We start from the raw sequence: 12015 nt of genomic DNA, 5'->3' as shown, positions 1-12015 counted from the left end.
CATGAGCAATACGGACATTTCTAATCCTACTATTAGTTCTGGAAGTAAAAAAAATAATACGAATATATTGGCACAGGGTTTACGGGAGTACGGTTTATTATGTGCCTTGCTGATTATTGTAGTATTTTTCCAGATCGCGACAAATAACGTTTTATTACAACCGTTAAACTTAACAAATTTGATTTTGCAAAATGGTTATATTGTCATCATGGCATTAGGTATGCTCATGGTGATTGTGTGTGGACAAATTGATCTTTCTGTTGGCTCTGTGGTTGGATTTACTGGAGCGATGGCTGCCAGTTTAATGGTCACACATGAAATGTCTTTTATCCCTGCAATGATCTTATGTATTCTTGCTGGTGCTGTCATTGGAGCAATTCAAGGCTATTGGGTTGCATATTGGGCAGTTCCCTCATTTATTGTGACATTAGCAGGCATGTTAGTTTTTAGGGGTTTATTCCTGATTTCTTTGGTCTTGAAAGTCTGCATGTGACATCTCTACTTTTGGGTGTTGTCGTGAGTGTGGCTTTTTTTGTGATCGAATTACATCAGCGTAAACAAGCTGTACAGCATGGTATTGATAATGGTTCGATGGGCATGTTTGTAGTGAAGAACTTGGTATTAAGTGCAGTCATTATAGTTTTTTCTTATTTGTTAGCATCTTCTCGTGGTATGCCAACCGTTTTGATTATTATGGGCATTCTGGTTGCGTTATACACTTTTATTATGAATAGAACGACAATAGGTCGTCGTATTTATGCGGTTGGTGGTAATGCAAAAGCTGCGAAACTTTCTGGGATTAATGCAGAACGTGTCATTTTCTTTTCCTTTGTAAATATGGGTATATTGGCTGCATTTGCAGGACTTCTTTTTGCAGCTCGTTTGAATAGTGCAACGCCATCGGGTGGTTATGGTTTTGAATTAGACGTTATCGCAGCCTGTTTCATTGGTGGTGCGTCAGCTTCTGGTGGTGTTGGTAAGGTCTTTGCAGTAGTCATTGGCGCATTTATTATGGGTGTTATGAACAATGGTATGTCGATCTTGGGAATTGGCGTTGACTATCAACAAGTTATTAAAGGATTGGTATTGCTCGGTGCAGTACTGATTGACGTTTATACAAAAAATAAAGCTTAAGCAATAGACCCTTGAGATTGAATATCATATTTCAAGGGTTACGGATTGATGTTTAAATAACAGCAGTAGAAGTATGCCCTTAACCATTTTCAGAAAATCCAGAAAGAGTTGCAGCAATCAGTTCAGGTTTTAAATTAAACATAAATATAGATGGAGGTAATTAGCCTCGATCTATATTTTTATTACGATTTATTTCTTTCAACACACCAAGTTAAATTTACTTGGATAAGAAATTGACGGGGAGAGGAGCAGGGCTTGAGCTTTCAGTGAAGCTAAGTAGAGTTAAAGGCCTTTTTAAATACCGGCAATCAATGTCATTTAGGAGTGCTTTATTAATCCATTATTATCCTAAAAACATCAGATTGAATATTTAAAAACTAAAAAAAGTAGGTAATGCTCTTTTTTCAGTCTTTAAGCCTAATCCACGTTTATTCTCGTTCAAGTAGCGAAATTCCAATATAACCTATTAATGTCAACTTGTTGCCATCTGAACTGAGCTTTACCTTGGTAAGCCTTGCCTGTCTCTGGATCAACAACAATGGCATTAATATATTCATTTGAATTTTCTGAATCTGGTATTAGATAAGATACCTAAACTTAGAAGTAAAATATATCGTCGTACATTTATTTTTTAATAGGCAAGAAAACACTTTTATTTGCTATTGAAAGTCCCAACTAAATGCAGCACAAATCCAATTAGAAAATTCATCTGCTAAATGCATTTGATGACCGGAAATGATTGATGGAAGAATAAGTAATGGATACTCAACAGTTAATCTTGCTCTAAATCCATTTTTTTCATTACGGAATTGATGTCTAACACCGCCTATTGCAAGACCATCCGATGATCTAGCGACACCTGCAATTTGTAAGGGAAATGATGGATCAATTTCAGAACGTAGGCTCGATAAATCTTCATAATCAATATAGAACTTTGCTACTAAAGGTGAACCACCATTAGTTTCTATAACTTCCTGAAGGTCTTTATTTGTTGCGATGACGTAATGATCTGGGGTACCTGCAAGCATAGCAGTTTCATTATTTGTTTTACCGCATTGTTCAAACCATTCAACAAATTGTTCTGCTTGTGCATTTTCAACAAATATTTCTGTAATGCTATAACGTCTTAGACCAAAAGATAGCCAAGCTGTCAATTTTGCAAATTGATCAGAAAGCATAAGTTCATTCTTCAGAATTTTTTTGATTCTCTTTTGACCAAGCTCAACCTTTCGTTCAAGTAATTGATGTCTTAAAGACATAATATTCTGACTTAAAGGCTTAGATCCTAATTTTTTTAAAACGATATTAGCTCTTTTCGTTTCCCATTTTATGATGTCTTCATTCGCTACTTTTTGGTCGTTAATATAGACATGAATGTTAGAATGCATAAGAAGATTCCCTTTAATAAACCATAAAGCAACTATAGTTGCTTTATGGTTTGGGGTAAATATATTTGGAGAAATTTTAGATGGATGGTCATGCTTCTAGTTCGGAATCAAAAGTAATTAAACAAAGTCGACCAGGTGGTCGAGCTGAAAGGCTGGTTTTGGCTATACATGACGCAACTTATATTCTTCTTCAACAAACTAACTTTGAAGAAATCGAAATTCCAGATATTGCAAAATTAGCAAATGTAAATAAAACAACAATTTATCGTAGATGGCCCACTAAAGTGGATCTTATTTTAGACGTTGTTTTGACACGCTTGAAAGTAGACATGGCTTTACCTGATACAGGATGCCTAATTGATGATTTGAATATATTTCTAAAAATGATTGCCTCAACTATAAGTACACCGTTTACATTGAATATTTTACGTGCACTTTTAAATCAAAGGGATGAAAATATTATAAATGCTAGAAAACAGTTCTGGGATGAACGTTTCTTGCTTGCAACACCATTAATTGATCGAGCGATTCAAAGAGGCGAACTCGCTGAAACAACTCAAGTAAGGGAGTTTTTTGAATGGGCTGCTTCTCCACTATTTTATAGAGTTGTAATCATTGGTGATTCTGTTTCAGATGAGGATATAGAGTTAATCGCACAGAGAGCTATATTAATATTTAAAAAAAATAGATAAATCATTGTGATTGATGCTTTTAAAACAGAATAATGTAAAGATATCTGTCTGCTAATTACATCTTAAAATATTGAATAGCAAATAAATCCTTTTTAGGGTTTAATGATACGATACGTTTCGTATTTAAGTGGTTTGATTCTATGAGTCTACGGTGGCTTTGTTGCACAAAGATTTAAAATTAAAGTTCCCCTAAGTTATCTAAATTTAAGATACAACTCGGGTATGAGGTCTTCCTAAATCCGTGAATTTATATAATACTGCTACACGTGCATGAATCTCATTGACCTGACTTTGAAAATGTCTTGCAGTCAGTTTATCCCCTAATAATTTGACGCAATGCATCTTGGTTTCAACCAAACTTCGGCGATGATAGCCAGACCAGTTTTTCCATATAGTCCTACCCAAATGTTTAACTGTTCGAAGCAGTTCATTGCGTTCTAACGAGCTAATCTTTGTATCTTTCCAAGGTTTAGCATTTTTTCTGGGGGGGATTACTGTATGAGCTTGCTGATCGGAAATCACTTCTCGACATTGTTTCGTATCATAAGCTCCATCAGTATAAACGGAATCAATTGGTTCAGCTGGTGGAATCTGATTAAGTAAATCACCGAGTACCTGGGAATCACTGACGTTGTTTGTAGTGAGCTGAACTGCATGTATTTGCAGGGTTTCAGCATCGATACCAATATGTAATTTACGCCATTGTCGACGATATTCAAGCTGATGTTTCTTACGTTTCCACTCACCTTCACCTAAAAATTTCAAACCAGTAGAGTCAATGAATAGATGGAGTCCACCACTACTTCTTTGATAGCAAATCGAAATATCAATATGCTTTTGTCTTCTACAAAGGGTGGAGTAATCTGGTGCTGCCCAATCCAAGCCAAAAAGTTGAATGAGACTTTGAACAAAGCCAGTGACCATACGTAAAGACAGACGGAATAATGATTTAATCATTAAACAACATTGTATTGCTGTATCTGAATAGGTTTGATTTCGAGCTTGTTTGCCATGCGGTTGTTCATACCACTGAGTATTTGGATCAAACCAAATGGCAATATTTCCACGATTAATGAGAGCTCGGTTGTATGAAGACCAATTAAGAGTACGGTAAACTTTAGGGCGAGGCTTATTCATTTGAAAATTATAGTGTGGAATCAGCCTTTAGAGATAGGTTTGTGCAACAAAGCCCCTTGAAATTAAAAATAAAAAAAGTATGTGGCTAAAATTATTAAAAAATCTTTGAAAAATAAATACTTAAATAAGTACTTTATTCTGAATAAATAGGTTGAATTAAAATACTTTTATAAAAAATAAAATAAATGGGCTGTTTCAAACTTCGAAATTAAGTCATGAGTATTGAGTCTATTTTTGATGTTTTTATATTAACTTAAAGTTAATGAACTCTTATTGAGGTTGATTGATCAAAATCTAAGAAAAAGCTTTTATAGATTCAAAGCAAAATACAACATCAGGATAAGTCACATGGAAGGATCAGTTCAAAACAAAGAACGTGTCTGGAATACACGTCGACACGCAAAACAACTCAAAGTTGATATGGCACGTAAATATACCGATGGGGTGGTTATACCTACACAGGACATTATCAAGGTCTTGGAAACTTTGATTACGCCAGGCGATCGTGTCGTTCTTGAAGGGAACAATCAAAAACAAGCTGATTTTTTATCACGTTCACTGGCACAAACCAATGCTTCGGTTTTGTATGACTTACATATGATCATGCCCAGTGTTGGGCGTCCAGAGCATCTAGATTTATTTGAAAAAAGGATTGCCCGAAAACTGGATTTTTCATTTGCTGGGACACAGAGTTTACGCATCAGCCAGTTAATCGAAGATGGTTTATTAGAAGTCGGCGCCATTCATACTTATATCGAACTCTATTCGCGGTTATTGGTTGATTTAATTCCCAATGTTGTATTGTCAGCAGGCTTTATGGCTGATCGCCATGGCAATATTTATACAGGCCCAAGTACTGAGGATTCACCTGCTTTAATCGAACCTGCTGCGTTTAGTGATGGCATTGTTATTGTTCAAGTCAATGAATTGGTTGATGACGTACAGGATTTACCACGGGTAGATATTCCAGCATCGTGGGTTGACTTTGTCGTGGTTGCGGATAAGCCATTTTATATTGAACCCTTGTTTACACGTGATCCCAAACATATTAAGCCTGTGCATATATTAATGGCAATGATGGCGATTCGGGGAATTTACGAACGCCACAATGTGCAATCACTCAATCATGGTATCGGGTTTAACACGGCTGCGATTGAATTGATTCTACCAACTTATGGTGAGTCATTGGGACTAAAAGGCAAAATCTGTCGAAATTGGACACTCAATCCGCATCCTACACTCATTCCTGCTATCGAAACAGGTTGGGTGGAAAGTGTGCATTGCTTTGGTACTGAGTTAGGGATGGAAAAATATGTTGCTGCTCGTCCAGATATATTTTTTACAGGTCGTGATGGCTCATTAAGGTCCAACAGGATGATGTGCCAGCTTGCGGGACAATATGCAGTAGATTTATTTATTGGTGCAACTTTACAAGTTGATGGTTCTGGACATTCTTCTACAGTTACCAAAGGACGCTTAGCTGGTTTTGGTGGTGCACCGAATATGGGACATGATCCGCGGGGTCGTCGACATGCCACACCCGCATGGATGGATATGCGTCCTACTCAGGTAAATGAGACTGATACCTTTTTGGCACGTGGTAAAAAGTTGGTGGTACAAATGGTGGAAACCTTTCAAGAAGGTGGCAAACCTACTTTTGTAAATACGCTTGATGCTGTGGATGTTGCGAAAAAAGCAGGAATGCCACTCGCTCCAATTATGATTTATGGAGATGACGTTACCCATTTGTTGACTGAAGATGGTATTGCGTACCTATACAAAGCCAGCAGTTTACAAGAACGTCAAGACATGATTGCCGCCGTTGCAGGAGTGACTGATATTGGCCTCAATCATAATCCAAAAACTACGGAACGCTTAAGACGAGAAGGACTGGTTGCATTTCCAGAAGATTTAGGTATTCGTCGTACTGATGCCACACGTGAGTTATTGGCCGCTAAAAATATTGCTGATTTAGTCACTTGGTCAGATGGTTTATATCAACCGCCTGCAAAATTCAGGAGTTGGTAATGAATGCCTATGTTCAATCATACTCACAACAACAATGTGCATTGTTGGCAGATTTAGCTGTAAATGCATTGATTGCCGAAGTTAATTTAACGCCGAAGCCTGCGTTGGTTGATCGACGTGGTAGCGGAGCACATGATGACTTAAGCCTAGTGTTGATGGAGCAATCTGCGTATAGCTTAAGACCTATGTTTTTACAAATGGCACAAGCTGCATTTCTACATGCTGACTGTTTGCAGACTTTACGAGAAGTGATTGGTGCAATAGGACGCGCTGGTGAAGTAGCAATGCTCGAAACCACATACGGTGTAAATACGCATCGTGGTGCAATTTGGGCTTTGGGGCTTTTGGTCACGGCGACAGCGCTAGCAATACATAATCACTATTCTCTTTATGCTTATGATTTATGTAAGGTTGCTGGAAAAATTGCAAAATTAGAAGATAGGTTGATTCCTCTACAACAGTCAAGCCATGGGCAACAGGTACAGCAAAAACTCGGTATAAAAGGAGCTAAAGCTCAAGCACAAGAGGGTTTTCCTGCGATTGTCGAGCATGCATTACCTCAACTTCACTACAGTCGAAAGATTTCTGGTAACGAGCTTGCTGCTCGAGTTGATGCCTTATTGGCTTTGATGAGCATTTTGGACGATACCTGTGTACTGTACCGTGCAGGGCGAATTGGGCTAAACCGTATGCAAAAAGGTGCACGTTATGTACTTCGTTGTGGCGGATATGCAACTGTTGCAGGGCAATCTGCGCTGAATTTTTTAGAAATGGATTTAATGCGACTTCGTGCTTCGCCAGGTGGAGCAGCAGATTTACTTGCAGCAACCTTATTTTTGGATTGGGTTGAGCATAATCTTAATGAGGAAGGAACGTAATGGAAATACTCAAATTTGAATTTGTTGCTGGCTCAGCACCAGATAAGCAGGTATTGGTGGGCTGTGTGGGTTCAGGAGACCTTGAAATTTTAATGGAACCTAATCTGGCAGGAAAACTTTCAATCGCAGTGACAACTTCAGTCGATGGCAGTGAACAACGCTGGAAAAATGTATTTGAACGTATGTTTACAGAGCAAACTCCGCCAGCAGTACATATTGAGATCCATGATTTTGGCGCAACACCAGGGGTTGTACGTTTACGTTTAGAGCAAGCTTTTGAGGAGGTGAACTGTGGCTAATTTAGAAATCTTACTGAACAAGCAAAGCTTTATCGAACTAGGTGCACGAGAACGTGCTAAAGCTTTACTTGATCAGGGAACCTTTCGAGAGTTACTTGATCCCTTTTCAAGAGTGATGTCACCGTGGCTGATCCAACAAAATATTGTACCGCAAGCAGATGATGGTGTAGTGGTTGCGAAAGGCTATTTAGAAAATCGTCCTGTGGTTGTTGTGGCAATTGAAGGTGGTTTTCAGGGGGGAAGCTTAGGTGAAGTCGGTGGAGCAAAAATTGCGAGTGCGCTTGAACTTGCTGTTGAAGACAATCAAAAGGGTATTCCAACTGCAGCTATTTTGTTATTGGAAACAGGTGGTGTTCGTTTGCAAGAAGCCAATCTTGGGCTTGCTGCAATCGCCGAAATTCAAGCCGCTATTGTTGCGTTAAGACAGTATCAACCTGTTGTTGCCATCATAGCTGGGAGTGTTGGATGTTTTGGCGGAATGTCAATTGCCGCTGCATTGTGTAGTTATTTGATCATGACTCAAGAAGGTCGCTTGGGATTGAATGGTCCACAAGTCATTGAGCAAGAAGCTGGTGTGAACGAGTACGATTCAAAAGATCGCCCATTTATTTGGAGTATTACTGGTGGCGAACAGCGAGTAGAAACAGGTTTAGCTGATGCTTTCCTCGAAGATGATCGTGAGCAGATTAAGCAACACATTATCGACTATTTGGAACAAGGCATTCCGCAACTTCATCGTAGTTCAAACTATGCGTTCTATTTGCCAAAACTTCAGCAGCTTGCAACGGAACAACAAGCAACCCCACAAAATGTACTGGATACATATCGAGGAGAACAGGTATGAATATGGATGTTCGTTCAGTGAAAGCCTCTCTTCGAGGTGAACACTGGTTTATTGCACTGAGTGAAGGTTTTCAGCAACAAACACAATATAGCAAATCTGTTTGGGTGGCTGATGGTCTATTGGGTGATCAGCCTACTCGTTTGATTGTAGTAGTTGCAAATACGGAGAACCAATTCCCTCGCGCACGTGCAGGCGAAGTCGGTTTATTGGAAGGTTGGACTTTGGCAAAAGCGGTAGATGAGGTGATACAAGTAGATCAGCATACCACTCAGAAACGCGCGATTGTTGCAATTGTTGATGTACCAAGTCAGGCCTATGGACGACGTGAAGAGTTATTCGGCATACATCAAGCCCTTGCCGGTGCAGTAGATAGTTATGCGCGTGCTCGGCTAGCACGACATCCTGTGATCAGCTTGTTAGTGGGCAAATCCATGTCAGGGGCATTTTTAGCTCATGGTTATCAAGCCAATCGTATTTTTGCACTCCATGATGATGGTGTCATGGTTCATGCCATGGGTAAAGAGTCGGCAGCTCGTGTCACACTTCGGACTGTAGAAGAGTTAGAAAAATTGGCAGCCAGTATTCCACCAATGGCGTATGACATTCAAAGCTATGCCACGCTAGGATTGTTGACAGCATGTCTTGATGTTGAAAATGCGGATCAGCCTACAGCAAATGATCTGACCCATGTAAAACAGGTGATCACACAAGCAATCACTGACATTCAACAGCAAAACTCGACTGGGCTAGAGCAACGTTTGAATGGTGAAAATAGACAAATGTCAAAGCGTGTACGTGAGTTAATGCGTGCACAGTGGTCGATCTAATGCAGCCACAGGCACATGATCTCCTCTGGGGACTGACAGAGCAATATCTTCCTTTGGATGTGCCAGATTGGGTGAGTCATGTGATTCAAAGTGGCGATCCTGTAGTAGTTCGTCGTGCAGTTTGTGTATCAGGGATGATTCCTGTTGGGGTTCGGGGGCGGCAAAAATCCCAACGTTATGCTTTGATGATGCCTGAGCAGCAAATTGAAAAATGCATAAAGCCTGAACAACTTTGTAAGTTGGGAGTTTCGCAATTTCCGCATTGGGCAATGCAAATTCTGCACTTACAAATGCAGATGAACGTGCTTTTGTTGCCATGGGGCTACACGGGCAGTATGGGGTTCGAGTTAGCCACGGGGCGTAAAACTGTGACTGCACAGAGCGATCTCGATGTACTGATTCGTACGCCTAAAGATTTGACTAAAGCGCGAGCTTTGAAAATATGGCAACAATTGCAACTGACGGGTTTGCCCTTGGATGTTCAGTTACAAACGCCTTTAGGTGGTGTGGCATTAAAAGATTGGGTGAGAGCAACAGGGAAGGTCCTACTCAAACGCAACCAAGGTGCTGTTTTAGTCAATAACCCTTGGCAAGGATAAGGCAAGTCAATGAGTTCGATTTGGGTGTTTCCGGGGCAAGGTGCGCAAAAGCCCAACATGTTACATGACCTACCTCAGATAAAGTCGGTGCATCAATATCTTGAGCGTGCATCAGATATTTTGGGTCAGGATGTGTTGCTTCTAGATCAGCAAGCAGCTTTACAGTCGACTTATGCAGTACAACTTTGTCTTTATATCGCGGGTGTGGTCAGTGGACATTTATTGTCTGAACAGCAACTCAAACCTGATTATGTTGCTGGACTCTCAATTGGTGCGTGGGCCGCAGCTACAGTTGCGGAAGTACTCAGTTTTGAAGATGGTCTAAAGCTGGTTGCTCGCCGGGCAACCCTAATGCAAGACGCATATCCGACAGGATATGGAATGATGGCATTGATTGGGGCGAATAAAGCCAGTGTAAGCGAGTGGGTAAAGGAGGTGCAGCAAGATCAACAAGATGTATTTGTTGCCAATATCAACTCTGTAAACCAGATCGTGATTTCAGGAGTAGACATTGCGATGCAACATGTCGCTGACATCGCACGCCAAAAGGGTGTGTTGAGCAAAAAGCTGAGCGTAGCAGTCCCATCGCATTGTGAGCTATTAAAGAACCAAGCTGAAGCTCTTGATGCTGAGGTTAAAAAAATCAGCACAGGTTCACCAAAAATTCGTTATTTAAGTGGGACGACTGCACGGCTACTGGTGCATCAGGACCAAATTATCGATGACATCACATTTAACATGAGCAGAATGATTGATTGGGAAAGTACCGTTCAATCTGCATGGGAAAGAGGAGTACGCTTACAAATCGAAGCATGGCCAGGAACTGTGCTGACAGGTTTGGCAAAAAAAATATTTACAGATGGAACCGTCATGTCTTTTCAAGGAACACGTTTAGATACGTTAATCGTTGAAATGCAAAAGGAACGCGCTCACACGTTTTAGTCAAAATTTAAAGCAGTGAACGGACAAAAATGTCAAAGGAAACAAGGAATTTATCATGATTATATATGGAGTTGGTTTGCTTGCACTCTGTACACTGGTTGGTGTCGTTGTAGGTGATATGTTGGGCGTATTATTTGGCGTAAAATCTAATGTTGGTGGTGTTGGTATTGCCATGATTTTACTTATTTTTATTCGTATATGGATGGATAAGCGTGGTCTAATGACCATAGAAACTGAAAAAGGGGTGGTATTTTGGGGAACCATGTATATCCCGATTGTGGTTGCAATGGCAGCACAACAAAATGTGATTTCAGCAGTTTCAAGTGGGCATATGGCAATTTTTGCTGCCGTCGCCACTGTTATCGTTTGCACCCTCACAATTGCAGGTCTGAGTCATTATAAAAAAGGTGAGCCTCTTCCAAAAGAAGAAGAGTTTAATTTGGCAGAGTTAGGAGGCAAAGCTCATGGCTGAAACGATTTTAAGCGGTTTAACTCATCTTGGATTAGTCACTGCATTTGCTCTAGTCGCATTGATTATGTGGCTCTCTACAAAGCTTTCTAAATATTTGACCAAAGGGCGAGTACATGCATCTGCAATCGCAATTGTGATTGGTTTAATTCTGGCTTATGTCGGTGGTAGTGTCACAGGCGGTCAAAAGGGTATCACCGATATTGCATTATTTGCAGGTGTTGGTTTGATGGGGGGGGCAATGCTGCGTGATTTTGCAATTGTTGCGACTGCATTTGAAGTGCAAGCATCAGAAGCAAAGAAAGCAGGCTTTATTGGTGTCCTCGCACTATTTTTAGGCACGATTTTACCATTTATCGTAGGGTGTATTTTTGCATGGTTATTTGGTTATCGTGATGCAGTCAGTATCACTACCATTGGTGCAGGTGCAGTGACTTATATTGTTGGTCCTGTTACGGGGGCTGCAATTGGTGCAAGTTCAGAAGTGATGGCTTTATCTATTGCGACAGGCTTGGTTAAAGCAATTTGTGTGATGGTGTCTACTCCAATGACTGCCAAATTTATGGGCTTAGATAATCCTCGTTCTGCTATGATTTTTGGTGGCCTTGCAGGAACTGTGAGTGGTGTATCCGCAGGTTTGGCAGCAACAGATCGCCGTTTAGTTCCATATGGTGCATTAACTGCAACTTTTCATACAGGATTAGGTTGTTTGATGGGACCTACAATTCTATACTTATGTGTCAAACTACTGGTCGGCTAAAATCCACCGTGTAAAATT

14 protein-coding genes are annotated in these 12015 nt (G+C 40.2%); 12 read left to right on the top strand and 2 right to left on the bottom strand.

The genetic code is table 11. The features are described 5' to 3' along the window. The first annotated feature begins 1 nt into the window (after window position 1). Together ACG916_RS17070 and ACG916_RS17065 are read left to right on the top strand one after the other, a co-directional pair. Complete coding sequence (locus ACG916_RS17070) at window positions 2–493, top strand: ABC transporter permease subunit (protein WP_419330657.1); 492 nt, start codon at window positions 2–4, stop codon at window positions 491–493. Between the two features lie 23 nt (window positions 494–516). Beyond that, window positions 517–1134 carry an ABC transporter permease subunit gene (locus ACG916_RS17065; RefSeq protein ID WP_419330656.1) on the top strand — a complete coding sequence of 206 codons (618 nt, stop codon included), beginning with the start codon at window positions 517–519 and terminating at the stop codon, window positions 1132–1134. 659 nt (window positions 1135–1793) lie between these two features. On the opposite strand, the gene ACG916_RS17060 is transcribed toward ACG916_RS17065, so the two are convergent. Then, complete coding sequence (locus tag ACG916_RS17060) at window positions 1794–2522, bottom strand: hypothetical protein (RefSeq protein ID WP_419328791.1); 729 nt, start codon at window positions 2520–2522, stop codon at window positions 1794–1796. Between the two features lie 80 nt (window positions 2523–2602). On the opposite strand from ACG916_RS17060, the gene ACG916_RS17055 reads away from it, so the two are divergent. Then, on the top strand, window positions 2603–3214 hold the full coding sequence (locus ACG916_RS17055; RefSeq protein ID WP_336954135.1) for a TetR/AcrR family transcriptional regulator: 612 nt from the start codon (window positions 2603–2605) through the stop codon (window positions 3212–3214). Window positions 3215–3418: 204 nt separating this feature from the next. Here the strand turns inward: ACG916_RS17055 and ACG916_RS17050 are convergent, their stop codons facing one another. Continuing rightward, entirely contained in the window at window positions 3419–4351 is a 933-nt protein-coding gene (locus tag ACG916_RS17050; RefSeq protein WP_419328790.1) for an IS5 family transposase, read from the bottom strand. Between the two features lie 348 nt (window positions 4352–4699). On the opposite strand from ACG916_RS17050, the gene mdcA reads away from it, so the two are divergent. The 9 genes from mdcA to madM are packed head-to-tail and all read left to right on the top strand — an operon-like array spanning window position 4700 to window position 11997. After that, entirely contained in the window at window positions 4700–6379 is a 1680-nt protein-coding gene (gene mdcA, locus ACG916_RS17045) for a malonate decarboxylase subunit alpha (RefSeq protein WP_336954130.1), read from the top strand. After that, window positions 6379–7257: a triphosphoribosyl-dephospho-CoA synthase gene (locus ACG916_RS17040; RefSeq protein WP_419328787.1), complete on the top strand. Its 879-nt coding sequence runs from the start codon at window positions 6379–6381 to the stop codon at window positions 7255–7257. Before mdcA ends, ACG916_RS17040 begins: the two co-directional genes overlap by 1 nt. Further along, window positions 7257–7556 (top strand): malonate decarboxylase subunit delta, encoded by a 300-nt coding sequence (locus tag ACG916_RS17035; protein ID WP_419328785.1) that lies wholly within the window; start codon window positions 7257–7259, stop codon window positions 7554–7556. Before ACG916_RS17040 ends, ACG916_RS17035 begins: the two co-directional genes overlap by 1 nt. Continuing rightward, entirely contained in the window at window positions 7549–8400 is an 852-nt protein-coding gene (locus tag ACG916_RS17030; protein ID WP_336954127.1) for a biotin-independent malonate decarboxylase subunit beta, read from the top strand. Before ACG916_RS17035 ends, ACG916_RS17030 begins: the two co-directional genes overlap by 8 nt. Then, entirely contained in the window at window positions 8397–9227 is an 831-nt protein-coding gene (gene mdcE / locus ACG916_RS17025) for a biotin-independent malonate decarboxylase subunit gamma (RefSeq protein ID WP_336954125.1), read from the top strand. Before ACG916_RS17030 ends, mdcE begins: the two co-directional genes overlap by 4 nt. Next, entirely contained in the window at window positions 9227–9826 is a 600-nt protein-coding gene (locus ACG916_RS17020) for a malonate decarboxylase holo-ACP synthase (RefSeq protein WP_336954124.1), read from the top strand. The genes mdcE and ACG916_RS17020 overlap by 1 nt, the downstream gene beginning before the upstream one ends. A 9-nt stretch (window positions 9827–9835) precedes the next feature. Next, the gene (gene mdcH / locus ACG916_RS17015; protein ID WP_419328783.1) at window positions 9836–10768 is read left to right on the top strand and encodes a malonate decarboxylase subunit epsilon; all 933 of its coding nucleotides are present in this window, start codon (window positions 9836–9838) and stop codon (window positions 10766–10768) included. 55 nt (window positions 10769–10823) lie between these two features. After that, complete coding sequence (madL, locus tag ACG916_RS17010) at window positions 10824–11240, top strand: malonate transporter subunit MadL (RefSeq protein WP_336954121.1); 417 nt, start codon at window positions 10824–10826, stop codon at window positions 11238–11240. Beyond that, complete coding sequence (madM, locus tag ACG916_RS17005) at window positions 11233–11997, top strand: malonate transporter subunit MadM (RefSeq protein ID WP_336954119.1); 765 nt, start codon at window positions 11233–11235, stop codon at window positions 11995–11997. Before madL ends, madM begins: the two co-directional genes overlap by 8 nt. The last annotated feature ends 18 nt before the right edge of the window (window positions 11998–12015 follow it).

Origin of the sequence: Acinetobacter legionensis, from assembly GCF_048552295.1 — a bacterium.
Taxonomy (GTDB): Bacteria; Pseudomonadota; Gammaproteobacteria; order Pseudomonadales; family Moraxellaceae; genus Acinetobacter.
The sequence above is the reverse complement of the archived record's forward strand: the minus strand, read 5'-3'. Positions and strand labels throughout refer to the sequence as shown.

Excerpts from the sequence above, each read along its gene's own strand:
- ACG916_RS17070 (WP_419330657.1), top strand. The coding sequence starts at position 2 with ATGAGCAATACGGACATTTCTAATCCTACTATTAGTTCTGGAAGTAAA.
- ACG916_RS17060 (WP_419328791.1), bottom strand. The coding sequence starts at position 2,522 with ATGCATTCTAACATTCATGTCTATATTAACGACCAAAAAGTAGCGAAT.
- ACG916_RS17055 (WP_336954135.1), top strand. The coding sequence starts at position 2,603 with ATGGATGGTCATGCTTCTAGTTCGGAATCAAAAGTAATTAAACAAAGT.
- ACG916_RS17050 (WP_419328790.1), bottom strand. The coding sequence starts at position 4,351 with ATGAATAAGCCTCGCCCTAAAGTTTACCGTACTCTTAATTGGTCTTCA.
- mdcA (WP_336954130.1), top strand. The coding sequence starts at position 4,700 with ATGGAAGGATCAGTTCAAAACAAAGAACGTGTCTGGAATACACGTCGA.
- ACG916_RS17040 (WP_419328787.1), top strand. The coding sequence starts at position 6,379 with ATGAATGCCTATGTTCAATCATACTCACAACAACAATGTGCATTGTTG.
- ACG916_RS17035 (WP_419328785.1), top strand. The coding sequence starts at position 7,257 with ATGGAAATACTCAAATTTGAATTTGTTGCTGGCTCAGCACCAGATAAG.
- mdcE (WP_336954125.1), top strand. The coding sequence starts at position 8,397 with ATGAATATGGATGTTCGTTCAGTGAAAGCCTCTCTTCGAGGTGAACAC.
- ACG916_RS17020 (WP_336954124.1), top strand. The coding sequence starts at position 9,227 with ATGCAGCCACAGGCACATGATCTCCTCTGGGGACTGACAGAGCAATAT.
- mdcH (WP_419328783.1), top strand. The coding sequence starts at position 9,836 with ATGAGTTCGATTTGGGTGTTTCCGGGGCAAGGTGCGCAAAAGCCCAAC.
- madL (WP_336954121.1), top strand. The coding sequence starts at position 10,824 with ATGATTATATATGGAGTTGGTTTGCTTGCACTCTGTACACTGGTTGGT.
- madM (WP_336954119.1), top strand. The coding sequence starts at position 11,233 with ATGGCTGAAACGATTTTAAGCGGTTTAACTCATCTTGGATTAGTCACT.